The 22,562-nt window shown below is 66.1% G+C and carries 23 protein-coding genes; 9 read left to right on the forward strand and 14 right to left on the reverse strand.

All coding sequences use genetic code 11. The annotated features are described in order from the left end of the window. Positions 1-3 precede the first annotated feature (3 nt). Positions 4-1,689 (forward strand): assimilatory sulfite reductase (NADPH) hemoprotein subunit, encoded by a 1,686-nt coding sequence (gene cysI / locus ISP14_RS11265; RefSeq protein ID WP_404539647.1) that lies wholly within the window; start codon positions 4-6, stop codon positions 1,687-1,689. After that, positions 1,686-2,423, forward strand: a complete 738-nt coding sequence (locus ISP14_RS11270; RefSeq protein WP_404539649.1) for a phosphoadenylyl-sulfate reductase — start codon at positions 1,686-1,688, stop codon at positions 2,421-2,423. Before cysI ends, ISP14_RS11270 begins: the two co-directional genes overlap by 4 nt. Here ISP14_RS11270 and ISP14_RS11275 read toward each other — a convergent pair. Beyond that, complete coding sequence (locus ISP14_RS11275; protein ID WP_404539652.1) at positions 2,389-3,420, reverse strand: LysR substrate-binding domain-containing protein; 1,032 nt, start codon at positions 3,418-3,420, stop codon at positions 2,389-2,391. The two genes, ISP14_RS11270 and ISP14_RS11275, sit on opposite strands and share 35 nt — an antisense overlap. Before the next feature lie 424 nt (positions 3,421-3,844). Between ISP14_RS11275 and cysG the strand changes: the two genes are divergently transcribed. Both cysG and cysK read left to right on the forward strand, forming a co-directional pair. Further along, positions 3,845-5,314 (forward strand): siroheme synthase CysG, encoded by a 1,470-nt coding sequence (gene cysG / locus ISP14_RS11280; RefSeq protein WP_404539655.1) that lies wholly within the window; start codon positions 3,845-3,847, stop codon positions 5,312-5,314. Positions 5,315-5,385: 71 nt separating this feature from the next. Then, complete coding sequence (gene cysK / locus ISP14_RS11285; protein ID WP_404539657.1) at positions 5,386-6,327, forward strand: cysteine synthase A; 942 nt, start codon at positions 5,386-5,388, stop codon at positions 6,325-6,327. A 36-nt stretch (positions 6,328-6,363) separates the two neighbouring features. Here the strand turns inward: cysK and ISP14_RS11290 are convergent, their stop codons facing one another. Both ISP14_RS11290 and ISP14_RS11295 read right to left on the reverse strand, forming a co-directional pair. Further along, positions 6,364-7,086, reverse strand: a complete 723-nt coding sequence (locus ISP14_RS11290) for a sterol desaturase family protein (protein ID WP_404539660.1) — start codon at positions 7,084-7,086, stop codon at positions 6,364-6,366. 192 nt (positions 7,087-7,278) lie between these two features. Next, complete coding sequence (locus tag ISP14_RS11295) at positions 7,279-7,662, reverse strand: winged helix-turn-helix transcriptional regulator (protein ID WP_404539663.1); 384 nt, start codon at positions 7,660-7,662, stop codon at positions 7,279-7,281. A gap of 173 nt (positions 7,663-7,835) precedes the next feature. Between ISP14_RS11295 and gstA the strand changes: the two genes are divergently transcribed. Continuing rightward, a complete protein-coding gene (gene gstA / locus ISP14_RS11300; RefSeq protein WP_404539666.1) occupies positions 7,836-8,456 on the forward strand; it encodes a glutathione transferase GstA in 621 nt (206 codons plus the stop codon). A gap of 92 nt (positions 8,457-8,548) precedes the next feature. On the opposite strand, the gene purB is transcribed toward gstA, so the two are convergent. Next, entirely contained in the window at positions 8,549-9,916 is a 1,368-nt protein-coding gene (purB, locus tag ISP14_RS11305) for an adenylosuccinate lyase (RefSeq protein ID WP_404539669.1), read from the reverse strand. 111 nt (positions 9,917-10,027) lie between these two features. Between purB and ISP14_RS11310 the strand changes: the two genes are divergently transcribed. After that, positions 10,028-11,413, forward strand: coding sequence for a class II fumarate hydratase (locus ISP14_RS11310; protein WP_404539879.1), 1,386 nt, complete (start codon positions 10,028-10,030; stop codon positions 11,411-11,413). A 21-nt stretch (positions 11,414-11,434) separates the two neighbouring features. On the opposite strand, the gene ISP14_RS11315 is transcribed toward ISP14_RS11310, so the two are convergent. The 8 genes from ISP14_RS11315 to ISP14_RS11350 all read right to left on the reverse strand — a co-directional run bounded on the left by ISP14_RS11315 (position 11,435) and on the right by ISP14_RS11350 (position 17,622). Continuing rightward, positions 11,435-12,667: a serine hydrolase domain-containing protein gene (locus ISP14_RS11315; RefSeq protein ID WP_404539671.1), complete on the reverse strand. Its 1,233-nt coding sequence runs from the start codon at positions 12,665-12,667 to the stop codon at positions 11,435-11,437. A gap of 296 nt (positions 12,668-12,963) precedes the next feature. Further along, a complete protein-coding gene (locus ISP14_RS11320; RefSeq protein ID WP_404539674.1) occupies positions 12,964-13,458 on the reverse strand; it encodes a YggN family protein in 495 nt (164 codons plus the stop codon). A 61-nt stretch (positions 13,459-13,519) separates the two neighbouring features. Continuing rightward, on the reverse strand, positions 13,520-14,233 hold the full coding sequence (locus tag ISP14_RS11325; protein ID WP_404539677.1) for a YggN family protein: 714 nt from the start codon (positions 14,231-14,233) through the stop codon (positions 13,520-13,522). 32 nt (positions 14,234-14,265) lie between these two features. Next, positions 14,266-15,237 (reverse strand): ABC-2 transporter permease, encoded by a 972-nt coding sequence (locus tag ISP14_RS11330; RefSeq protein WP_404539680.1) that lies wholly within the window; start codon positions 15,235-15,237, stop codon positions 14,266-14,268. Next, the gene (locus ISP14_RS11335) at positions 15,234-16,091 is read right to left on the reverse strand and encodes an ABC transporter ATP-binding protein (protein WP_404539682.1); all 858 of its coding nucleotides are present in this window, start codon (positions 16,089-16,091) and stop codon (positions 15,234-15,236) included. The genes ISP14_RS11330 and ISP14_RS11335 overlap by 4 nt, the downstream gene beginning before the upstream one ends. Beyond that, positions 16,088-16,462: a GntR family transcriptional regulator gene (locus ISP14_RS11340; protein ID WP_367852254.1), complete on the reverse strand. Its 375-nt coding sequence runs from the start codon at positions 16,460-16,462 to the stop codon at positions 16,088-16,090. Before ISP14_RS11340 ends, ISP14_RS11335 begins: the two co-directional genes overlap by 4 nt. Positions 16,463-16,465: 3 nt before the next feature. Continuing rightward, the gene (locus ISP14_RS11345) at positions 16,466-16,843 is read right to left on the reverse strand and encodes a hypothetical protein (RefSeq protein ID WP_404539685.1); all 378 of its coding nucleotides are present in this window, start codon (positions 16,841-16,843) and stop codon (positions 16,466-16,468) included. Positions 16,844-17,043: 200 nt separating this feature from the next. Continuing rightward, entirely contained in the window at positions 17,044-17,622 is a 579-nt protein-coding gene (locus ISP14_RS11350) for an FMN-dependent NADH-azoreductase (RefSeq protein ID WP_404539687.1), read from the reverse strand. A gap of 112 nt (positions 17,623-17,734) precedes the next feature. Between ISP14_RS11350 and ISP14_RS11355 the strand changes: the two genes are divergently transcribed. From ISP14_RS11355 to ISP14_RS11365, 3 genes are read left to right on the forward strand one after another with little or no spacing between them, the layout of a single operon-like run. Then, positions 17,735-18,712 (forward strand): LysR substrate-binding domain-containing protein, encoded by a 978-nt coding sequence (locus tag ISP14_RS11355; protein WP_404539689.1) that lies wholly within the window; start codon positions 17,735-17,737, stop codon positions 18,710-18,712. Positions 18,713-18,771: 59 nt separating this feature from the next. Beyond that, entirely contained in the window at positions 18,772-19,917 is a 1,146-nt protein-coding gene (locus ISP14_RS11360) for a pyridoxal phosphate-dependent aminotransferase (protein WP_404539691.1), read from the forward strand. Further along, entirely contained in the window at positions 19,905-20,720 is an 816-nt protein-coding gene (locus ISP14_RS11365; protein ID WP_404539694.1) for an amidohydrolase, read from the forward strand. The genes ISP14_RS11360 and ISP14_RS11365 overlap by 13 nt, the downstream gene beginning before the upstream one ends. 56 nt (positions 20,721-20,776) lie before the next feature. Here ISP14_RS11365 and arsC read toward each other — a convergent pair whose 3' ends face one another. After that, positions 20,777-21,115 (reverse strand): arsenate reductase (glutaredoxin), encoded by a 339-nt coding sequence (gene arsC / locus ISP14_RS11370; RefSeq protein ID WP_404539697.1) that lies wholly within the window; start codon positions 21,113-21,115, stop codon positions 20,777-20,779. Further along, on the reverse strand, positions 21,112-22,557 hold the full coding sequence (locus tag ISP14_RS11375) for a pseudouridine synthase (RefSeq protein WP_404539699.1): 1,446 nt from the start codon (positions 22,555-22,557) through the stop codon (positions 21,112-21,114). Before ISP14_RS11375 ends, arsC begins: the two co-directional genes overlap by 4 nt. Positions 22,558-22,562 lie beyond the last annotated feature (5 nt).

Consider the following 22,562-nt stretch of genomic DNA (forward strand, 5'->3'; position numbering starts at 1 on the left):
CCCATGCCCTCCCATCTCGAAGACATCAAGACCGCCAGCCGCTTCCTGCGCGGCAGCATCGCCGAAGGCCTGGCCGACCCGGTCACCGGGGCGATCAGCGAGGACGACAACAAGCTGCTGAAGTTCCACGGCAGCTACCAGCAGGACGACCGCGACCTGCGCGACGAACGCCGCCGGCAGAAGCTGGAGCCGGCTTATTCGTTCATGGTGCGCGCACGCCTGCCGGGCGGGGTGATGACGCCGGCGCAGTGGCTGGCTTTCGACAAGATCGCGAGCGACTACGCTTCCAGCGGCCTGCGCATCACTACGCGGCAGACCTTCCAGTGGCACGGCATCGTCAAGCGCGACCTCAAGCCCACCATCGCCGCGATCGATGCCGCGCTGGCCAGCACCATCGCCGCCTGCGGCGACGTCAACCGCAACGTGGTCTGCAACACCAACCCGGTCGAATCGCGCGCACATGCGGCGGCTTACGCATGGGCGGCGGAGCTGTCCGAGCACCTGAAGCCGAAGACCCGCGCCTACCACGAGATTTGGCTGGACGGCGAGAAGCTGGTGGGCGAGGCCGCGGCGGCCGAGAACGAGCCGTTGTACGGTGCCACGTACCTGCCGCGCAAGTTCAAGATCGGTGTGGCGATCCCGCCGCTCAATGACGTCGACGTGTTCTCCCAGGACCTGGGCCTGATCGCGATCGTCGAGCAGGGCGAACTGGTCGGCTTCAACGTGTCGATCGGCGGCGGCATGGGTGCCACCCACGGCGATCCCACCACCTATCCGCGCCTCGCCGACGTGATCGGCTTCGTCGCACCCGGGCAGCTGCTGACGCTGGCCGAGGCCATCATCGCCGTGCAGCGCGACTGGGGCGACCGCGAGGAGCGCAGGTATGCGCGATTCAAGTACACCATCGACAAGCGCGGCCTCGCTGCGGTGAAGGCCGAGATCGAGCAGCGTGCGGGTTTCGCGCTGGAACCGGCGCGGTCGTTCCGCTTCGACCATAACGGCGACCGCTACGGCTGGATCGAGGGTCATGACGGCGGCTGGCATCTCACCCTGCAGGTGGAATCCGGCCGCTTGCTGGACGGCGACGAGGCGCGTTGGCTGAGCGGCATGCGCGAGATCGCGCGCGTGCATACCGGCGACATCCGCCTCACCTGCAACCAGAATCTGATCATCGCCAACGTGGACGCGGCCGCGCGCGCGCGCATCGATGCCATCGTGGCTGCGCACGGCATGGACGGCTACCGCCGTTACAGCGGCATCCGCCGCCACGCCATCGCCTGCGTGGCGCTGCCCACCTGCGGGCTGGCGATGGCTGAAAGCGAACGCTACCTGCCGCAGCTGCTGCCCAAGCTGGAGGCTTCGCTGGACCGCCACGGCCTGCTCGACGCGGCTATCCTGCTGCGCCTGTCCGGCTGCCCGAACGGCTGCTCGCGGCCGTATCTGGGCGAAATCGCGCTGGTAGGCCGCGCGCCGGGTCGTTACGACCTGCGCCTGGGCGCGGATTTCCGTGGCCAGCGGCTCAACCAGATCTATCGCGAGAACGTGGACGAAGCGGCTCTGCTCGAAGCGCTGGACCTGTTGTTTGCCCGCTACGCCGGCGAGCGTGCGTTGGGCGAGCACTTTGGCGACTTCCTGGTGCGCACCGGGGTGCTCGCGTCGAAGAAAATCGCGCTGGAGGTCATTGCATGAGTGCCCCGGTTCTCCCCGCCGACGGCAACGACGCCGGCGCCGTGCACGCGCTCAATGACTGGCTGGCCGGGCGCGACGCCGGGGCGCGCGTGCGCTGGATGCTTGAGCATGTACCGGGCGCGCACGCGCTGTCTTCCAGTTTCGGCGCGCAGGCGGCGGTGTCGCTGCACCTGCTGGCGAGCCATGCGCCGGATATCCCGGTGATCCTGATCGACACCGGCTACCTGTTTCCCGAGACCTATCAGTTTGTCGACACGCTGAGCGAGCGGCTCGCGCTCAACCTCAAGGTCTATCGTCCCATCATCGGACGCGCCTGGGCTGAGGCGCGCTACGGCAAGCTGTGGGAGCAGGGCATCGAAGGGCTGGATCGCTACAACCGCATCCGTAAGGTGGAGCCGATGCAGCGCGCGCTGGCCGAGTTGGGCGTGCACGGCTGGTTCGCGGGCCTGCGTCGCAGCCAGTCGCGCAGCCGGCGCACCATCGACTTCGTCGAGTGGCGCCCGGGGGCGTCCGGCACCGGGCGCTGGAAGCTGCATCCCATCGTCGACTGGAGCGACCGCGACGTGGGCCGCTACCTGCAGAAACACGATCTGCCCTACCACCCGCTATGGGAGCAGGGCTACATCTCCATCGGCGACACCCACACGACGCAGCGCTGGGAGCCGGGCATGGATGCCGAGGACACCCGTTTCTTCGGGCTCAAGCGCGAGTGCGGCCTGCACGAACTGCCGTGAGCGACGGAGCCGCTTCGGCGGCATCCTGGCGATCGCGCCAGTGCGGCACGCTGGGCGGTGTTTCCGGCGCCAGCCCCAGGGTGAGCAGGCGGCGCACGTCGTTGCGGTCAAGGTGCGGCGCGAACTGCACGATCCACTCCAGCGTGTAATCGCGCAGCACGCTGTCCTTGCGCAGCACGATCCAGGTGGTGCACAGCGGCAGCAGTGCGTCGGCCTGCACCACGCTGAGATCGGTGTCCTCGCCTGGTTGCAGCGCCATCTCGGCCAGCACGCCGATGCCGAGGCCGGCGCGCACATAGGTCTTGATAAGGTCGGCGTCGGCGGCGGTCATCGCGATCTGCGGGCTGAGCCCGGCGGCGGTGAAGGCGCGGCGCAGCGAGGACTCTGGGCGTTTCGAGGAGTCGTAGCTCACCAAAGGCTGCGCGGCCAGCTCGGCCAGGCTGGGGGCGCGGCCCAGCTTCGCCAGCGGATGATCGCGCGGAGTCACCACCACGCGGCTCCAGCGGTAGGCGGGCAAGGCGATGCCGCCGACCGGCGCGGCGCCGGAGGTGCTGACCACGGCCAGGTCGACTCGGCCGCTTTCCAGCAAGGCCAGTACCTCGGCATCGCCGCTGGGCTGCAGGTGCACGCTGACCTGTGGGTAGCGGCGGCTCAGCGCGGCGATCGAGCCGGGCAGGGCGAAGCGCGCCTGGGTATGTGTGGTGGCGATGCGCAGCTCGCCGTGCGCCTCGTTGCGCAGGTTCGCGGCGATCGAACGGATGTTTAGCGCCTCGGCCAGGATCACCCGCGCCCGCTCGATCACCCGCGTGCCGGCGTCGGTGACTGCGTCAAGGCTCTTGCCCTTGCGGATGAACAGCTGCAGGCCGAGTTCGTCCTCGAGTTGCTTGAGCTGCTTGCTCACCCCGGGCTGGGTGGCATGCACGTGCTCGGCGGCGGCGGTGATGTTGAGGCGGCAGTCGGCGATGGCGACAAGGTAGCGAAGCTGGGTCAGGGTCATGGCGATCCGGGAGTCAGGGCGATGGGGGATGTGTGGTGGCGGAGTGCCGCGCACGCATACATCGCATCGTCCAGCCCCGCATGGGGCGGCCGTTGGTTCGGCTGGATTCGGCATGAATGAAAGACATGGGGCCGAGTGTATATGCATTTTTGTTCGGACGTCTATACGGATAGACGTTCATAAACTGGTTGGCTCATGAATGGATCGTTCAGAGATTGCTTTCACCTTGGGCGTGGGGTCGATGCGCCGAAGTCGAAGGGGTGGCGGCACTTCGACTCCGTTTGCTTGCGCAGATGACGCCAGGCGCGAACGGAATCCGGATTCATGCCGCCCTGGCATATGCACCGGCGCGATCGTCATTTCCGCGGGCAGGATGCGCTGCGTAGCGTGAGCCATTCCACAACCACGCAGCCGAACCACCGCCATGAAGCTGTACCCGTTGTTCGCCGATCTCTCCCGTCGCGCCGTGTTGGTAGTGGGCGGCGGCGCCGTGGCCGAGCGCAAAGTCGCCGCCTTGCTGGCGGCAGGCGCGCAGGTGACCGTGGGGGCGCCGGAGCTGACGCCGCAGCTGCAGCGCTGGGCGCGCCAGGGACGCATCGCGCATCGCGCCGGTGCGTTCGCGCCGGGCTGGCTCGACTACGTATGGCTGGTGGTGGCGGCTACTGCCGACCGCGCGTTGAATGCCCGTGTTGCGGAGCTGGCGGGGCTGCAGCGCGTGTTCGTCAACGTGGTGGACGACGCGGAACTGTCCAGCTTCCAGGTGCCGGCGGTGATCGATCGCGCGCCGCTGGTGGTGGCGATTTCCAGCGGCGGCGCGGCGCCGATGCTGGCGCGGCTGGTGCGCGAGCGGCTGGAAACCCTGCTCGACCATTCACTGGGCCCGCTGGCCCTGCTGGCGGCGCGGTTGCGCAAGCGCATCCGCCGCCGCCATCCTGAGCTTGCGGCGCGGCGCCGCTTCTATGAAGGCTTGTTCAACGGGCCGGTGGCCGCACTGTTGCGCAAGGGTCAGCCGAAGTTGGCCGCAGAGGCCGCCGAACAGGCTTTGCAGGACGAACCTGCCGCCACGACGGGCTCGGTCGTGCTGGTGGGCGCCGGCCCCGGCGATCCGGGCCTGCTGACCCTGCGTGGCCTGCGCGCGCTGAACGAGGCCGACGTGATCCTGCACGACCGCCTGGTCAGCGCCGAAGTGCTGGAACTGGCGCGCCGCGACGCCGAGCGTATCGAAGTGGGCAAGCAGGCTGGCAACCATCACGCCACTCAGGACGAGATCCACGCGTTGTTGCTCGAACATGCACGGGCAGGGCGCCGCGTGGTGCGCCTGAAGGGTGGCGATCCCTTCGTGTTCGGCCGCGGCGGCGAGGAGCTGGAATTCCTGCGCGACCACGACATTCCCTATGAAGTGGTGCCTGGCATCACCGCCGCGCTGGCCTGCGCCGCGCATGCCGGCGTGCCGCTGACCCATCGCGATCACGCGCAGTCGGTGCGCTTCGTCACCGCGCACTGTCGCGATTCGCTGGATACGCTGGACTGGCGCGCGCTGGCGCAGGAGCGGCAGACCCTGGCGGTGTACATGGGCGTAGCCGGCCTCGAAAGTCTGCAGGAGCAATTACTGGCGCACGGACGCGCACCTTCCACTCTGTTCGCTCTGGTTGAGAACGGCACGCGCGCGAACCAGCGCGTGGTCACCGGCACCCTGGCCAACCTGCCCGAACGTGCCGCCGCGCATGCGGTACGCTCGCCCGCGTTGCTGATCCTGGGTGAGGTGGCCGCGCTGGCCGGGCGCCTGGCCTGGTTCGGCGCCCCGCCATTGGGCGAAGCCATGGCCACCGTGCGGCAATTCAAACCGATGCGGCCGCCGCGCGAAGCCGCCGTCGCCCAGCGCCGACGCGCTTGACGAAATTCATGCATGATCCGGCGCAGCATGGCCGGACGTTTTCACCCTTAACTCCAGGCAGGGGACCACCCATGATTCACGACAGCATTCTCGACACCATCGGCAACACGCCCATCGTCCGATTGCACCGGCTCGCCCCGAAGCACGTCGAGTTGTACGTGAAGGTGGAGGCATTCAATCCGGCAGGCTCGGTGAAGGACCGCCTGGCACTGGCGATCATCCTCGACGCCGAACAGCGCGGTGTGCTCAAGCCCGGCCAGACGGTGATCGAGGCCACCTCGGGCAACACCGGCGTGGCACTGGCGGCGGTGTGCGCGGCGCGCGGCTACCCCTTCGTGGCGGTGATGTCGGACACCTTCTCGATCGAGCGGCGCAAGCTGATCCGCGCCTACGGTGGCAAGGTGCTGCTCACTCCCGGCGCCGCGCGCGGCAGCGGCATGGTGGCGAAGGCGCGCGAGCTGGCCGAGAAGAACGGCTGGTTCCTCGCCCGCCAGTTCGAGAACCCGGCCAACCCGGCCTACCACCGCCAGACCACCGCACCGGAAATCCTGCGCGACTTCGCCGGCCGTCGCCTCGACTACTTCGTCAGTGGCTGGGGTACCGGCGGCACGCTCACCGGCGTGGGCGAGGTACTCAAGGTGGCGCGGCCGGAAGTGAAGGTGATCGGCACCGAACCGGCCGGCGCCTCCCTGCTCGGCGGCAAGGAATGGCAGCCACACAAGATCCAGGGCTGGACCCCCGATTTCGTGCCCGCCGTGCTCAACCGCAAGGTGGTCGACCAGCTGGTGACGGTGGAAGACACCGTGGCCCGCGACACCTCGCGCGCTCTGGCACAGAAGGAAGGCATCTTCACCGGCATCTCCTCCGGCGCCACCCTGGCTGCCGCACTGGACGTGGCGAAGAGCGCGCCGGAGGGCTCGGTGCTGCTGGCAATGTTGCCGGATACCGGTGAGCGCTACCTGTCGACCTTCCTGTTCGAGGGGGTCAACGAGGGATCGGATGAAGTGGAGTGAGGAGGATTGAGACTCAACCCCTCGAGTCGATGACGTTCATTCGTGAACGTCATCGAAGCGCAGCATCGCAGCCAATTTCTGTTCTGCATCTCCGGGGAAGCCACAACGCGTGGCGAACTCAGTGGTGTCCTTGTATGTCCCGAACATCCGATCCCACAAGGGTATGTCCGAGTAGTTGTATCTGTGGACACCGTATTCGTGGTGGATTGAATGCAGCTCTGGCGTCTGGATTAAAAATCGCAGCCAGCGAGGCGTCTTGATGTTGGCGTGATAAAAATATTCGCCCGTTGCTCCGAAGAAGTTGTACCAGAATGCTCCGATCATGGAGCAGCCAAGTAACGGATAGAGCACGAGCGCACTTAGGGCAGCATCGCTGAAGATTTCGATGGGATGTTTATAGAACGAGGTGACAACCTCAATTCGCGATGGTGAATGGTGTATCTGATGAAAGATCAGCCACCATCCCTTGGCATGTCGCAGGCGGTGCCACCAATAGAAGAAAAATGTACCGACGAACCAGCCAACGAATCCCTCCGTAAAAGGCTTGTCCCATTCGCGGATTTTGAAGATGGAAGCCTCGCCGAAAATATGAATCCATAGTCGCGCAGTGGCGAGCGTAATCCCGAGCTGTACCACGTTGATCAGCAGGGCGCGGCGGTACCATCCGCGAGAAGCGGGTAGTGTCCGACCAGGTGTAAGCCTTTCGAGCGCGAAGAAAATGGCGGTCGAGACTAGGACCATAATGCTGGGAAGAAGCATAGGCACCAAGGTTAGGTCTGGAATTTCGCTACAGCTCTGCCATCTGGTTCACCGAATCGGGCAGATCGCGAGGCGGATGCTGGCAGAATCGATGCGTCTCCCCTTGTTGCGGCACTAGGTCTTGCATCCTTTGATGACCTGGCACACTGCTTAAGCATCGTTCCATGGGCTGACACCGTAGGCAAGTGCTAGTCACCCCACCACGCGTGCCTTCTTCTCCAACGAAGCCCGCGAATCCCACTCCGCTATCAGCTTCTGTCCCACCCGTGCCAGCGCATTGATCGCGGGCAACAGTTCGCGGCCCAGTTCGGTGAGCGCGTATTCGGCGGAGGGCGGGGAAGTGTCGAGCAGGTGGCGGCATACCAGTCCACGCGATTCCAGTTCGCGCAGGCGGGCGCTGAGCACGCGGGCGGAGATGCGCGGGATGTCGTGGCGCAGTTCGCCAAAGCGACGGGGTTCGCCGCTGAGGCACCAGATCACGTTGGGCGCCCAGGCGCCGCGCAGCAGCGTCAGGCTTTCGGTCAGCGGGCAAGCAGGCGGCGGTGCGACCTTGCTCTTGCGTACGGGTAAACCCATGGGGCGGCTCGATGCGGGTGTGGGCGGTGGTAACCGCGGGGTTACCGCATTCTGCGGCTGATCGGTGGATACATGGTATCCAATGGTAACCATGGCAGCGTAGCATGCGTGGCTTGGATGCGCAGTTTCGACGGCGCGTGTCCGTTTCCCCGCCCCCCACCAGGAGTCACCGCATGAAGCTCTATTACTCCCCCGGCGCTTGTTCGCTTTCCCCGCACATCGTGGCGCTCGAGGCCGGCATCCAGCTGCAGCTGGAGAAGGTCGACGGCAAGGCGAAGCGCACCGAGAGCGGCGCGGATTTCTGGCTGATCAATCCCAAGGGTTATGTGCCGGTGCTGGAGCTGGACAGCGGCGAAGTGTTGACCGAAGGTCCGGCGATCGTGCAGTACCTGGCCGACCAGAACCCCGCCAGCGGCCTTGCGCCCGCCAATGGCACGCTGCCGCGCTACCACCTGCAGGAGATGCTGGGCTACATCAACTCGGAGATCCACAAGAGCTACAGCCCGCTGTTCAAGCCCGAGACGCCCGCGGCCACCCGCACCGAGCGCAAGGAGTACCTGAAGCGCCGCTACCAGTTCATCGAGAATGTGCTGGCGAAGCAGCCGTTCCTGCTGGGCGACAAGTTCACCGCGGCCGATGCCTACTTGTTCACCGTGACCAACTGGGCGAAGCACGTGGAGCTGGATCTGTCGGGCTTTCCGGCACTGCTGGCGTTCCAGAAGCGTGTGGGCGAGCGCCCTGCGGTGCGTGAGGCGTTGCTGGCGGAAGCGCCGGTGAAGAAGGCCCACGCCTGATACGCATCGGGCCGCGCGTGGAAACGCGCGGCCCGTTATCTGCTCGTCGTTCCGGTATTCGCCGGAACGGCGGTGTTTGGGCGATGGCGGGATCAGATATCCCGTGCCAGCCCCTCGGCCAGGCCGATGTAGCCACCCGGCGTGAGATCGAGCAGACGCTGCTTCGCCTCGGTTGGCAGTTCCAGCTTGCCGATGAACTCGCGCATCGAATCCTTGGTGATGCCCTGGCCGCGGGTCAGCGCCTTGAGCTGCTCGTAGGGCTGGGGCAGGCCGTAGCGGCGCATCACGGTCTGCACCGCCTCGGCCAGCACTTCCCAGCTGGCGTCGAGGTCGGCGGCGAGGCGGTCGGCGTTGACGGTGAGCTTGCCCAGGCCTTTCTGCAGCGATTCCAGCGCTACCAAGGTGTGGCCGAAGGCAGTGCCCAGCGCGCGCAGCACGGTGGAGTCGGTGAGGTCGCGCTGCCAGCGGCTGATCGGCAGCTTCTCGGCGAAGTGGCCGAGCAAGGCGTTGGCGAGACCGAAGTTGCCCTCGGCGTTCTCGAAGTCGATCGGGTTGACCTTGTGCGGCATGGTGGACGAGCCGACCTCGCCCTCCTTGAGCTTCTGCTTGAAGTAGCCCAGCGAGATGTAGCCCCACACGTCGCGCGCCAGGTCGATCAGGATGGTGTTGGCGCGGCGCACGGCGTCGCAGTATTCGGCCACGCCATCGTGCGGCTCGATCTGCGTGGTGTACGGGTTGTAGTCCAGGCCCAGGCTTTCCACGAAGCGCTGCGAGAACGCGCGCCAGTCGATCTCCGGGTAGGTGATGGCGTGGGCGTTGTAGTTGCCCACCGCGCCGTTGATCTTGCCGGGGATTTCCAGCGCGGCGAGCTGCTTGCGCTGGCGCTCCAGCCGTGCCACCACGTTGGCCAGTTCCTTGCCCAGGGTGCTGGGCGAGGCGGTCTGGCCGTGGGTGCGCGAGAGCATCGGCAGCGCGGCGTTGGTGTGTGCCAGCTCGCGCAGCCTGGCGATGATGCCGTCGAAGGCGGGCAGCAGCACTTGTTGGCGCGCGTCGCGCAGCATCAGCGCGTAGGACAGGTTGTTGATGTCCTCGCTGGTGCAGGCGAAGTGCACGAATTCCTTGGCCTGGGCAAGCGCGGCATCGTTGCCAATGCGCTCTTTGATGAAGTACTCCACCGCCTTCACGTCGTGGTTGGTGGTGGCTTCGATGGCTTTGATGCGCGCGCCGTCCTCGATGCGGAAGCTGTCGGCGATGGTATGCAGTTGCTTGACCTGGGTGGCCGTGAACGGCGGCAGTTCCTTGATGCCCGGCTCGGCGGCCAGTGCCAGCAGCCACTCGATCTCCACATGCACACGGCGGTGCATCAGGCCGAATTCGCTGAAGATCGGACGCAGCGGCTCGGCCTTGCTGGCGTAGCGGCCGTCCAGCGGCGACAGGGCGGTGAGGGCGTGGTTGGACATCGGGGCGTTCCGGCACGGGGAAACCGCCATTTTACATTGACGGCGCGGCGATGCCCGAACGCCTATAGTCGGCCGACCTCCCCGCGAAGATTTCCCATGAAGGACAAGGCCATGAGCGGCTTCCGCATCGAACACGACAGCATGGGCGAGTTGCAGGTGCCCGCCGAGGCGCTGTATGGCGCGCAGACCCAGCGGGCGATCGACAATTTCCCTATTTCTGGCCTGCGCCTGCCACGCGAGTTCATCCGCGCGCTGGGGCTGATCAAGGCTGCCGCGGCGGAGGCGAACCTGGCGCTGGGCTACCTGAAGAAGGGCCAGGCCGCGGCGATCCGCAAGGCCGCACTGGCGGTGGCGCATGGCGAACACGACGGGCAGTTCCCCATCGACGTGTTCCAGACCGGCTCGGGCACCAGCACCAACATGAATGCGAACGAGGTGATCGCCCATCTCGCCGCGCACGCCGGTGCCAAGGTGCACCCTAACGATCACGTCAACTACGGGCAGAGCTCGAACGACGTGATCCCGACCGCGATCCACGTCAGCGCCACCCTGATGGCCCATGAACAGCTGCTGCCGACGCTGAAGCACCTGAAGAAGACCATCGAGCAGCGTGCGCGCCAGTTGAAGAACGTGGCCAAGACCGGCCGCACCCACCTGATGGACGCGATGCCGGTGACTTTCGGCCAGGAGCTGTCCGGCTGGGCCGCGCAGATCGGTTCGGCTATCGCGCGCATCGAAGATGCGCTGAAGCGCATGCGCCGCCTGCCACAGGGCGGCACGGCGGTGGGCACCGGCATCAATGCCGACCCGAAGTTCGGCGCAGCGGTGGCGCGCGAGCTGAAAAAACTTACCGGCGTGCGCTTCGAGGCGATGGAAAACCCCTTCGAAGGCATGGCCGCGCAGGACGATGCGGTGGAGCTGTCCGGCGCGCTGAAGGCGCTGGCGGTGGCGCTGATGAAGATTTCCAACGACCTGCGCTGGATGAACTCGGGCCCGCTCGCCGGTTTGGGCGAGATCGAACTGCCGGCGCTACAGCCCGGTTCTTCGATCATGCCCGGCAAGGTGAACCCGGTGATCCCCGAGGCCGCGGCGATGGTGGCTGCGCAGGTGATCGGCAATGACGCGGCCATCGCCATCGCCGGCCAGTCCGGCAACTTCCAGCTCAACGTGATGCTGCCGTTGATCGCCTACAACCTGCTCGAATCGCTGGGCATCCTGGCGAGCGTCTCACGCCTGCTCGCCGACAAGGCCATCGCTGGTTTCAACGTCAACCGGGCGCGGGTGAATCAGGCGCTGGCGATGAACCCGATCCTGGTCACCGCGCTCAATCCGGTGATCGGCTACGAGAAGGGCGCGGCGACCGCCAAGCAGGCCTACAAGCAACATCGTCCAATCATGGACGTGGCGCTGGAGACCACCGGGCTGTCGAAAGCCGAACTGGCGAAGCTGCTCGATCCGCTGGCGCTGACCAAGGGCGGCATCCACGGCGAAGGCTGAGTGCGCGACGCCGGCAGGCAATCAACGATTTGGCAGTGAGCATGCAGGATGCTGGTCCACGACGGCTTTGGACGTGCGCCATTCGGGATGGTCATAGGGAATGTAGCCGTCCCAGTACCAGGGGAAGCATGTCTTGCCTAGAACGTCGTCGATCAGATAGGGGAAGATCGACTCCGCGTTGGAACTGTTGCTCATCAGCAGCACACAGTCCTTCGATGATTCGATGCAGACGGCCACGTTGTTTGTGCCGTCGTCGTGGCCATCCTTGAAAAAGGCGGGGCCTTGCGGGGAAGTGAACGTGCCGATGCCGAGTGCGTAGCCAAGCGCGATGCTGTCGTTGTCGTTCGAGTCGGGCACGCCGATGGTGGGGAACTGCCGCACGGAGCGAATGCTTACGACGGGTGTCAGCCAGTGTCGGTGCATTGCGGGGCTCAGGCCGTCGCCGCGCACCATGGCGGCCAGCAGATTCGCGTAGTCGCTGATGGTCGTGTCCATCGATCCGGCTGCACGAACGGACTCGCGTTGTTTGTGTCCCAGCGGTTTGCCGTCCTCGTCGTAGCCTATCGCTACGTTTTGGGCGAAGTCGTCGCGCCATGTCATGGAGGTTCGTGGCATATCAAAGGGCTTAAAGAGGCGTTCGCGCATCAGCGTGCCCACATCGATGCCCTTGCCATGCTCGAGAACGAACTGCGCCAGGTTTATGCCTTCGCCTGAGTAGGCGTAGCGGGTTCCCGGAGCGAAATAGAACATGAGCTTGCCGTTGGGATCGTAATCCTTGCCTGGTGGCCAGAAGCGGAAGTTCGCGAAGCCCGAGCGGTGGCTGAGCAGGATGCCGAAAGTAAGTGCCTTCCATCGGGCGTCGCCCGCGAGATCTGCGTACTTTCCGTACTCGGGGAGCGGCTTGGGCAGGTCGTTTGCGATGCTGGTATCCAGATCGAGGCGCCCGCCGTCCGCGAGCATCATGGTCGCATACGAAAACGCTGCCTTGGTCAGCGATGCGGCGTACATGACCGTGTCGCTGGTCAGAGGGAGCTGCTTTGCCGTGTCGCGCATCCCATATGCCTTGACGCTGACGACGCGGCCGTTTTCGATGATGGCGACGGCAAGTCCCGGCACCTTCGCAGCACCCATCAGATCCGTTACGCGCCGGTCGAGGCTTGAACCGCGAAGATGCGTGTCGTGGCTTGGCGCGGGCAAGGTCGAGCAGCCAGCAACTACGATTAAGGCAAAGGTGGCGAGGGAACGAAAAAACATGATGTATTCCTTCGTGACCGTGTGAAATCAAGCCGCCGGATTCGGGGGGCGACTCCGGAATCAATCACCGCCACACCACCAGCGTAACAGCGGTGGGAGTTCACGAAAGGCGGGGCGAGGCGAGGTCGAGCGCGCGCCCGGCGTGCCAGGCCAGGCTGTCGCGGGTATCGTGGATTTTCACGTACTCATCGGCGTTTGCCGGCGATGCAATGATGGTTGTTGCGACGATGGTGCCGAGCAGAATCCGGTGTCGTATGCGAGCGTCCTTTTCGCGATCGGGGAAGGAAGCTGAGGTATCAGTTCTTCGCGTCGTTCACACAGTCCGTCACGCTGGTGGCGCTGACGATGGCGGCATAGGGTTTGAAGGCTGCGAGCTGCGTCGCAAGTTGATCCTGCGCGGCCTTGATGGCGGCGGTGTCGCTACAGATGTCGAGGTTGAGTTTTTTTATCGCCTCCGATCCTGCTTCCGCTTCATTGCCCGCCTTGCCGGATGAGGACGATACCGCGGCGGTGACGGCCTTGGCCGCCATGCTGACGCCGGCCTTGCCCATGGCCAGGCCGGTCTCGCGCACTGAGCGCACACTGCGGTTGTACTGCGTCAGCAGGGCGCGTTCGGCAGGTGTGATCTCCACGGGCTTGTCGTTGACCGTGAACCCGCCATCGGAGGCGATGCTCGCCTCCGGTGCACCATCGACATGCAAGGCCACCACGTCCCCGTACAGCCGGATCGCGCCGCTTTCCATGACGGTGTCGGGGGTACTGCAGGCGGCGAGCAGGATGGGAAACAGCAAGGCACAGGCAAGTCGGTTTTGCTTCATCGGGATGTTCCGTTGGCGTGCACGTGGCACGGGGTCAGTCGGAGAAGACGGCGAAGCCCTTCTTGCCGTTCTGGTCGACCATGTCCTTGCCGCAGTCGTCGACGTCCTTTTGCGTCATCGTAGCGTAGGGCTGGAAGGCCGGCATGGCGGCGGCCAGCTTCTGCTGCGAGGCCAGCAGGTCGGGCAACCGCTTGCACAAGCGGATGGCGGCGGCCTGGATCTGCTCGGTCTGCGGCTTGATGCTCGCCTCGATCTCCTTGTCGCTCTTGCCGGTGAACGCACCCCAGATGGCTTCCTTCGCCGCGGCGACGCCGATGTCCGCGCCACTCGCGCCGATATCCATGCCGGCCTCGGCGATGCCGATGATGTGCTGGCGATAGTCGACCAGCATGGAGTGCTGCTCTGGCGTGGCATCGACCGGCTTGCCGCCGATCACCAGCACGCCTTGCGGGGTGATCGCGGCCTTGGGGCGGTCGTCGCTGGGGCGGTGCTCGCCCTTGCCGACGCGGACATTGCTGACGTCGATGTCCTGGGTGACCAGTTCCTTCTTGGCTTGCTCGATGCCCTTGCGCACTTCGGCGGCTATCGCCGACGACGAGGTATGGTCGCGGACATCCTTGGCCGCCTGCGCCAGGTCGCTGGAGGCACCCGACTGGGCGTTGTTGTCCTGCGCGGATTGGCTGCAGGCGCTCAGTGGCAGCAACAGGGCGGATGCAAGAATGCCGATGGCGATTGCGTTGGCTTTCATCGATGTTCTCCCCATTCGAATAAGGTTGGGTATCAGGTGTCGTCGCGCCAGCGGCGCAGCCAGATGGCGCCAGCGAGCAGGGCGATGCCGACGATGGCTCCGATCCAGATGCTCGGCGAAGCCATCACGCTGTAGGAACTGCTGAGGCTCAGGAAGTCCAGCGAGTGTTCCGCACCGCTGCCTGCGTTGGCGAATTGCTGCTGGCCCAGCCAGCTGCCCGGGAACACGCTCATCACCAGGCGGCCGAACACCTCGCGCCAGTACCAGCCGTCGCTCGCGAGACGCCCACCCATCAAGTTGAACCAGCCCAGCATCAGGCCCACCGCCACCGGCAGTACCGCGGCCCACAGGAACGGCTTGCTGCGCGCCCAGGCGGAGCAGAGCAGCAGCCAGCCCACGCTCGGCAACGCCCACAGCGCATACAGCGGGATGCTGCCGATCAGATTGGCGATGACCTGGAACGGGTGGGCGTAGACCAGCAGGTGCCAGACGCCGGCGCCGTGGAAGGACAAGGTGATGGTGAACAGCAGCAGCATGGCGATGCCGGTGATCACGCCGCAGATCACCGCGATCAGCGGGGCGAGCAAGGTGGCGGCCACCACCTTGGAGAGCACCGTGGCGGAATCCGACAGCGGCAGCGACTTCCAGAACAGCAGGCTGCGATCGCGGCGGTCGTCGTAGAGGGCGCCCAGGCAGTAGAAGAACACCACGAAGCCCAGCACGAAGCTGATGATCAGCGTGGTCGAGTACATCACCATGTCCATCAGCGCGCCGGCCTTGGCCACCTCGTCGGCGTCCATGGCATGGTCGAAGAAGTGCGTGTTGTTGAACATGAAGTGGAAGCCGTGCTGCGAGCCGATCACCTCGCTGGCCACGATGCCCATCAGGTTCAGCAGCAGGAACACGCCGCCGGTGATCAACGGTGCCCACAGGAAGCCGCCGCGATGTTCCCAGAACTCGCGCTTCACCAGCCAGTACATTTCGTTCAGAACCGGGGTTTTCATGCGTAGGTCCCTTTCATGGTGGCGACGAACAGGTCGCTGACGGAGGGGCGGCGGATCTCGCCTAGCGCCTCCAGCCGCGCACGGTCGGCGCCGTCGAACAGGAAGATGCTCTTGCCGAATACCTGGCGCTCGTCCAGCGGCTTGAGCTGGCGGGCTTCGGCGGCCTTGTCGGCACCCACCATCACCTCGGCGAAGCGTTCGCCCACCGCGTCCATGTCGGCGTCCAGCACGATCTTGCCGTCGCGGATGAACATCAGGTCGGTGAGGATGTGTTCGACTTCTTCCACCTGGTGGGTGGTGACGATGATGGTCTTGTTCTCGTCGAAGTAGTCTTCCAGCAGGTTCTGGTAGAACTGCTTGCGGTAGAGGATGTCCAGGCCCAGGGTGGGTTCGTCCAGCACCAGCAGGCGCGCGTCTATCGCCATCACCAGCGCCAGGTGCAGCTGCACGATCATGCCCTTGGACATCTGCTTGACGCGCTGGCTGGGGTTGAGCTTGGTGCGGGCCAGGAAGGCTTCGCATTTCTTGCGGTCGAAGCGCGGATGCACGCTGGCGACGAAGTCGACGGCCTCGCGCACCCGGATCCAGCGCGGCAACACGGCCACATCGGCGATGAAGCAGACCTGCTCCATCAGCTTGTTGCGCTGCTTGCGCGGGTCGAGGCCGAGTACGGACAGTTCGCCCTGGAAATCGGTGAGGCCGAGGATGGCCTTCAGCGCGGTGGTCTTGCCGGCGCCGTTCGGGCCGATCAGGCCCACGATGCGGCCGGCCTCGATGCGGAAGCTGGCGTTGTCCAGCGCTGCGGTGTTCTTGTAGCGCTTGCTCAGGCCGCTGGCGGCGACGACGGCGTTCATGCGTGCTTCTCCGGCTCGGCCTGCGTTTCGCGCAGCAGGGTCTTCAGGTCCAGGCCCAGCCGCTGCAGGCGGGCATACAACGCGGGCCACTCCTCGCGCAGGAAGCGTTCGCGCTCGGATTTCAGAAGTTCTTCGCGTGCACCCTCGATGACAAACATGCCCAACCCCCTCCTTTTCTCAACCAAGCGTTCGTCGACCAACTCCTGGTACGCCTTCGACACGGTCAGCGGATTGATCTGGAAATCCGCGGCCACCTGGCGCACCGACGGCAGCGGGTCGCCCTCGTTCAAGGCGCCATCCAGGATCATCGCCACCACGCGTTGGTGCAGCTGGCGATAGATCGGGATGCTGTCGTTCCAGGTGATGGTCATGGATTATTCCTTGCTGCTGGCGATGCCGGCCGTCGTGGTGCCAAACGAATAGTAGGGCATGGCGAGTTGCGCCCCGAGCCGCGCTGCGCTGCCGGCGGGCAGGGTGGCGATGCCAACCGCGGCATGCTCCAGCAGGGCCGCGGCCTTCAGTTCGGCGCTCGTGGGGACGACTTCGACCGGGGCCAGGTTGGTGACGTGGATGCCGTTGATCCAGGCGACCTCGGGTGCGTGGACCGGCAGGTTCACCACTGCCAGGGTCAGGCTGGTCATCGCCAGGGCGGCAGCGGAGGCGATCCAGCGCCGGGCAGGGACCAAGGTGGAGGCGAAGACGTTGTCGGCGACGGCGGGGCGATTCGTGCTGGGTTCGTGCTTGGCGTTCATGGCGGCTCTCCTTTGGTGAGCTCGTTGACCGGTGTTGTAGTGAACTATAACACCAGATTTTGAACCGTCAAGCGCTTAAAGCGGGTTTGGCAACATGACTGATGGCAGGGGTGGACCCGGCCGGTGTGTGGGTACGAAAAAGCGCAAGGCCAGCGCTGTGGCTGGCCTTGCGGGGAGCTTGCTTCGCGCTATCAGCCGGCTCAGGCGGCTTGGGCGATGCCGTTGAGTGCGCCAATGGCCTGGCGTGCCGACGCCAGCGCGCCCGCCTTCTGCTCGGCACCCATGTTCACGCCTTCGGCGCGCACAAATTCCACCTGGTCGACGCCGAGGAAGCCAAACAGGGCGCGCAGGTAGGGTTCCTGGAAGTCCATGGGGCTGTTGACGTGCACGCCGCCGCGGCTGGAGGCCACGATCACCCGCTTGCCGCCGGCCAGGCCTTCGGGACCGCTGGGGCCGTAGCGGAAGGTCTTGCCGGCCACCGAGATGCGATCCAGCCATGCCTTGAGCTGGCTGGGGATACTGAAGTTGTACATTGGCGCACCGATCACCACGAGGTCGGCGGCAAGGAACTCGTCCAGCATTTCGCTACCCCGCACGGCGGCAGGATCGGCGGCGTCGGCTACTGGCGTCCAGTGGGGCAGCGGTTGGGCGGCGAGGTCGTGGTAGCGGGTCTCGGTGCCCGGATGCAGGCGCTGCAGTTCGGCAACGATTTCCGCGGAAAGCTGGCGCGAAACCGAATGGCTGCCCAGCGCGCTGGAGTCGATGTGCAACAGTTTCATGGCGGTTTCCTGATCGCACCGGGGTATCGGGCGATGTGATCAAGGTATATTTGGAACAATCTGGCGATAAGCCGGCAAAACTCGAACTTATCGTTCCATAAAGGAAACACCCATGACCTTGTTGAACGGCGCACTGCAGGATCTCAACGACCTGTACTTCTTCGCCGCCGTGGTGGAGCACGGCGGCTTCTCCGCGGCGGGACGGGCGTTGGGCGTACCCAAGTCGCGGCTCAGCAAGCGAGTGGCGCAGCTGGAGGATCGCCTCGGCGTGCGCTTGCTGCAGCGGACCACGCGGCGTTTCGTGGTCACCGAGGTGGGCGAGCGCTTCTACGCGCATTGCCGCGCCGTGCTGGAGGAGGCGCGTGCCGCGCAGGAGGCCGTGGACGAACTGCGTGCCGAGCCGCGCGGTGTAGTACGGCTGAGCTGTCCGGTGTCGCTGACCCAGACCATCCTGGCGCACGTACTGCCGGACTTCCTGGAGCAATACCCGCGGCTGCAGGTGCGGGTGCTTTCCAGCAATCGCCGCGTGGACCTGCTCGGCGAGGGTTACGACCTTGCGATCCGTGTGCGCAACAAGCTCGATACGGACGCCAACATGGTGGTGCGCAGCTTCGGCCAGTCGCGCGTGCTACCGGTGGCCAGCCCGGCCCTGCTCGATGCGCTGGGACGGCCGCAGCATCCGGACGAGCTGGCGAAGTTGCCGGCGCTGTCGATGCAGGAACACGAGGGCCCGCAGACCTGGGAGCTGATCGACGCGGCGGGCGAGCGCGTCAGCGTGGAGGTGAATGCGCGGTTGATCTGCGGCGACTTCGCCGTGCTGCTAGAGGCGGCGCGCCGTGGCGTCGGCGTGACCCTGCTGCCGGAATTCGTCTACGCGCCTGCGGTAACCCGCGGCGAGCTGGAAGTGCTGTTGCCGGAATGGAGCGCGCCGGAAGGCACTATGCATTTCATCTACCCCAGCCGCCGCGGCATGCTGCCCGGCGTGCGCGCACTGGTGGATTTCCTCGCCGAACGCCTGCCTGCCACCACGCTGCGCAAGCACGAGGAGTGCAAGACGCGGGCCTTGCCCGAACTGGATCCCGGGAGATAGCGCCGTCCGGACCGCCGACGCATGCTACGCTTTCGTTTGGACTTCCATACGGCAACGCGATGATGATCGACACCAAGCTCCCCAAGGTCGGCACCACCATTTTCAGCGTGATGAGCCAGCTCGCGCTGGAGCACAAGGCAGTGAACCTGGGGCAGGGCTTTCCCGATTTCGAGCCGCCGCAGGGTCTGCGCGATGCGCTGGCGCGCGCGATGAACGAAGGGCGCAACCAGTACGCGCCGATGCACGGCACGGCGCCGCTGCGTGAGCAGATCGCCGCCAAGACCGAACGCATGTACGGCCATCGCCCCGACGTGGACGCCGAGATCACCGTTACCTCCGGCGCCACCGAGGCGCTGTTCGCGGCGATCGCCGCCGTGGTGCGTGCGGGCGAGGAGGTGATTGTGTTCGATCCCTCCTACGATAGCTACGAGCCGGCCATCGAACTGCAGGGCGCGAAGGCAGTGCACATCCCGCTGATCGCTCCGGCTTTTTCGGTGGACTGGCAGCGCGTGCGCGACGCGCTGACGCCGCGCACGCGCATGATCCTCATCAACAGCCCGCACAACCCGTCCGGCGCGGTGCTGTCGGCGGCCGATCTCGAAGAGTTGGCCGCGATCGTTCGCGACACGAAGATCGTGGTGCTGTCCGACGAGGTGTACGAACACATTGTCTACGACGGCAGGCAGCACGAGAGCGTGCTGCGCCATCCCGAGCTTGCCGCGCGCAGCATCGTGGTCTCCTCCTTCGGCAAGACCTACCACTGCACCGGCTGGAAGCTGGGTTATGCGGTGGCGCCCAAGTCGCTCACGGCGGAATTCCGCAAGGTGCACCAATACCTCACGTTCTGCAGCTTTCACCCGGCGCAGGTGGCATTCGCCGAATTCCTCGCCAGCGATCCGCAGCACTACCTGGAGCTGCCGGCGTTCTACCAGGCCAAGCGCGACCGTTTCCGCGCGTTGCTGGCGCCTTCGCGCTTCAAGCTGCTCGACGTGCCGGGCGGCTACTTCCAACTGGTGGACTACTCGGCGATCCGCGACGAGGACGACCTGGCCTTCAGCCGCTGGCTGGTGGAGCAGGGCGGGGTGGCGGCGATTCCGCTGACGCCGTTCTGCGAAACCGCGCCGGGCACGCGCCTGCTGCGCCTGTGCTTCGCCAAGAGCGACGCCACCATGGAGGCGGCCGCCGAGCGGCTGTGCAAGCTTTGAGCCTGCAGCCGCTGACCGTGTCGCTGGTGCAAGGTGCCACCCGCTGGCACGACGCCCCGGCCAACCGTGACTACTACGGAGCGCTGGTGCGCCGTGCGCGCGGCAGCGACTTGTTCGTGCTGCCGGAAACCCTGCTCTCCGGTTTCAGCAACGACACCGGTGCCAGCGCCGACACCATGGATGGCGAGGGGGTGGCCTGGATGCGCGCGCTGGCCGCCGAGGTGGATGCCGTGATCTGCGGCAGCCTGGCGATCCGCGAAGACGGCATCGTCTACAACCGCCTGCTGTGGATGCGGCCGGACGGTACGTTCGAGCAGTACGACAAGCGCCATCTGTTTCGCATGGCCGGCGAACACACCCGCTACGGCGGCGGCAACCAACGCCTGGTCGTGGAATTGAAGGGTTGGCGCATCCTGCCCCAGGTTTGCTACGACCTGCGCTTTCCGGTGTGGTTGCGCAACCGCCGGCTGGCAAGCGCCGCGGGCGGCATGGACTACGACCTCGCCATCTTCGTGGCGAACTGGCCCGCACCGCGCCGCCAGCCCTGGCGCACCCTGCTGCGCGCCCGTGCGATCGAGAACCTGGCTTGCGTGATCGGCGTGAACCGGGTGGGCGTGGATGGCAACGACCTGCCTTACGCCGGCGACAGCGCGGTGATCGACCCGGTGGGTGAGCCGCTGGTGGAATGCGGCGCGCTGGAACAGGTCGCCACGCTGACCCTCGATCCCGCGCCGCTGCTCGCCCATCGCGAGCGATTCCCGGCGTGGATGGATGCCGACAGCTTCACGTTGGACCCGGGTTGATGCTTTTTGCAAGAAGCCCCGCATCACGCGGGGCTTCTTGCAGGAGAGTAGCTGTTTCAGAGTATCGCCAGCACCGCCTCAGGCGGCCGGCCGATCGCGGCCTTGCCGTTCGCGACCACGATGGGGCGCTCGATCAGGATCGGATGGGCGGCCATCGCGGCGATCAGGGCATCTTCGTCCAGCGCGGGATCGGCGAGGCCAAGTTCGTTGTAGATGGCCTCACCGCTGCGCAGCAGTTGCCGCGCAGGGATGCCGAGCAACTTGAGCAGTTGCTTCAGCTCATCGGCGCGTGGCGGCGTGTCGAGGTAGTTCACCACCTCGACTTCGCGCCCTTCGAGCAAGGCCAGCGTAGTGCGTGACTTGCTGCACCGGCTGTTGTGGTAGATCCGGATCATCGGTTGCCGGAACGGTTGCCGCCGCGACCGTGCGGACGGTTGCCGCCGGGACGGTTGCCGCCGTGGGGCGGGCGGTTACCGCCCTGGCCCTGTGGCCGGTTACCGCCCTGGCCTTGCGGTCGGCCGCGGCTAGGACGGTTGCCGCCCGGGCGTGCCTCGGCGTTGCCGTGGCCAAACGCTTGGCCGCCGCCGAAGCCGCCGGCAGTCGCGAAACCGCCGTGTCCGGCATGGCCGTGTCCGGCGCCGCCGCGTGCACCGGCGGGCTTGCCGCCGCGACGCTTGTTGCCCGGGGCGCCGGTCGGGCGCGCGGTGCCGTCGCGGTTGTCGCCGGCGAACCAGGTGCGTACCGACGGCAGTTCCTGGCCGGGTGCGACGCCGCGCTTGCTCTTGCGGCGGCCGGCGGCGGGAGCGCGCTCGGGCCGTGCCACGTTGCCGTTCACTTCCTGGCCGGGGCGGCGCTGCTTCTGGCGGCCGCGCGGCGGTTCCTCGCGGATGCGGTCGAAGGCGCGCAACTCGCGCGCCTCGTCCTGGTAGCCGCCGCTCCAGGCGCCGGTCGAGCCACGCTCGGGGCGGTACTCGGTGACGTTGCGGTTGGCGCGGCGCTGGTGCAGCACCGGACTCAGGGTGAGCACGGGCTGCGGCGCGCCGAGGCCGGCGGTCTGGCGCAACTGCTTCACGGCTTCCTCGTCCAGCGTCGCGCTGTCGTCGCGGCGCAAGGTGCGCGGCAACTCGATGCCGCCGTAGCGGATGCGCTTCAGGCGGCTGACCAGGAAGCCTTGCGAATCCCACAGCCGGCGCACTTCGCGGTTGCGGCCTTCGCGGATTACCACACGGAACCAGCTGTGGCTGCCGCCGCGGCTGATCACCGCGATCTCGTCGAAGCGGGCGGGGCCGTCTTCCAGTTCCACGCCGGCCTTGAGTTTCTCGATCACCTCGTCGGGCACTTCGCCGTGCACGCGGCAGAGGTATTCGCGCTCGATGCCGCTTTTCGGGTGCATCAGCGCATTGGCGAGTTCGCCGTCGGTGGTAAGCAGCAGCAGGCCGGTGGTGTTGATGTCCAGGCGGCCCACGGCGACCCAGCGCGCGCCCTTGAGGCGCGGCAGCTGTTCGAACACGGTGGGGCGGCCTTCCGGGTCGTCGCGGGTGGTGAGCACGCCCTCGGGCTTGTGGTAGATCAGCACCTCGGCGTCGCCGCGGTTGTCGGTGGCGACCACGAACTGCTTGCCGTCGACCACCACGCGGTCGCCGGCGTGGACGCTGGTGCCGATCGTGGCAGGGCTGCCGTTGAGCTCGATCTCGCCGGCCTGGATGCGCTGCTCCAGCATCCGGCGCGAGCCGAGACCGGCGTTGGCGAGCACCTTGTGCAGGCGCTCTTCAAGCGGCGCGGCGTCGCTGACAGGGGCGCGCTTGAGGGAAAGGGTGGATTTTTTCGGCGCAGTCATGCGCG

This window comes from Dyella agri, assembly GCF_044904705.1.
Taxonomy (GTDB): domain Bacteria; phylum Pseudomonadota; class Gammaproteobacteria; order Xanthomonadales; family Rhodanobacteraceae; genus Rhodanobacter_A; species Rhodanobacter_A agri.

What these genes read in the sequence shown, in the direction of transcription:
- cysI (WP_404539647.1), top strand. Translation starts at nt 4, where the DNA reads ATGCCCTCCCATCTCGAAGACATCAAGACCGCCAGCCGCTTCCTGCGC.
- ISP14_RS11270 (WP_404539649.1), top strand. Translation starts at nt 1,686, where the DNA reads ATGAGTGCCCCGGTTCTCCCCGCCGACGGCAACGACGCCGGCGCCGTG.
- ISP14_RS11275 (WP_404539652.1), bottom strand. Translation starts at nt 3,420, where the DNA reads ATGACCCTGACCCAGCTTCGCTACCTTGTCGCCATCGCCGACTGCCGC.
- cysG (WP_404539655.1), top strand. Translation starts at nt 3,845, where the DNA reads ATGAAGCTGTACCCGTTGTTCGCCGATCTCTCCCGTCGCGCCGTGTTG.
- cysK (WP_404539657.1), top strand. Translation starts at nt 5,386, where the DNA reads ATGATTCACGACAGCATTCTCGACACCATCGGCAACACGCCCATCGTC.
- ISP14_RS11290 (WP_404539660.1), bottom strand. Translation starts at nt 7,086, where the DNA reads ATGCTTCTTCCCAGCATTATGGTCCTAGTCTCGACCGCCATTTTCTTC.
- ISP14_RS11295 (WP_404539663.1), bottom strand. Translation starts at nt 7,662, where the DNA reads ATGGGTTTACCCGTACGCAAGAGCAAGGTCGCACCGCCGCCTGCTTGC.
- gstA (WP_404539666.1), top strand. Translation starts at nt 7,836, where the DNA reads ATGAAGCTCTATTACTCCCCCGGCGCTTGTTCGCTTTCCCCGCACATC.
- purB (WP_404539669.1), bottom strand. Translation starts at nt 9,916, where the DNA reads ATGTCCAACCACGCCCTCACCGCCCTGTCGCCGCTGGACGGCCGCTAC.
- ISP14_RS11310 (WP_404539879.1), top strand. Translation starts at nt 10,028, where the DNA reads ATGAGCGGCTTCCGCATCGAACACGACAGCATGGGCGAGTTGCAGGTG.
- ISP14_RS11315 (WP_404539671.1), bottom strand. Translation starts at nt 12,667, where the DNA reads ATGTTTTTTCGTTCCCTCGCCACCTTTGCCTTAATCGTAGTTGCTGGC.
- ISP14_RS11325 (WP_404539677.1), bottom strand. Translation starts at nt 14,233, where the DNA reads ATGAAAGCCAACGCAATCGCCATCGGCATTCTTGCATCCGCCCTGTTG.
- ISP14_RS11330 (WP_404539680.1), bottom strand. Translation starts at nt 15,237, where the DNA reads ATGAAAACCCCGGTTCTGAACGAAATGTACTGGCTGGTGAAGCGCGAG.
- ISP14_RS11335 (WP_404539682.1), bottom strand. Translation starts at nt 16,091, where the DNA reads ATGAACGCCGTCGTCGCCGCCAGCGGCCTGAGCAAGCGCTACAAGAAC.
- ISP14_RS11340 (WP_367852254.1), bottom strand. Translation starts at nt 16,462, where the DNA reads ATGACCATCACCTGGAACGACAGCATCCCGATCTATCGCCAGCTGCAC.
- ISP14_RS11345 (WP_404539685.1), bottom strand. Translation starts at nt 16,843, where the DNA reads ATGAACGCCAAGCACGAACCCAGCACGAATCGCCCCGCCGTCGCCGAC.
- ISP14_RS11350 (WP_404539687.1), bottom strand. Translation starts at nt 17,622, where the DNA reads ATGAAACTGTTGCACATCGACTCCAGCGCGCTGGGCAGCCATTCGGTT.
- ISP14_RS11355 (WP_404539689.1), top strand. Translation starts at nt 17,735, where the DNA reads ATGACCTTGTTGAACGGCGCACTGCAGGATCTCAACGACCTGTACTTC.
- ISP14_RS11360 (WP_404539691.1), top strand. Translation starts at nt 18,772, where the DNA reads ATGATGATCGACACCAAGCTCCCCAAGGTCGGCACCACCATTTTCAGC.
- arsC (WP_404539697.1), bottom strand. Translation starts at nt 21,115, where the DNA reads ATGATCCGGATCTACCACAACAGCCGGTGCAGCAAGTCACGCACTACG.
- ISP14_RS11375 (WP_404539699.1), bottom strand. Translation starts at nt 22,557, where the DNA reads ATGACTGCGCCGAAAAAATCCACCCTTTCCCTCAAGCGCGCCCCTGTC.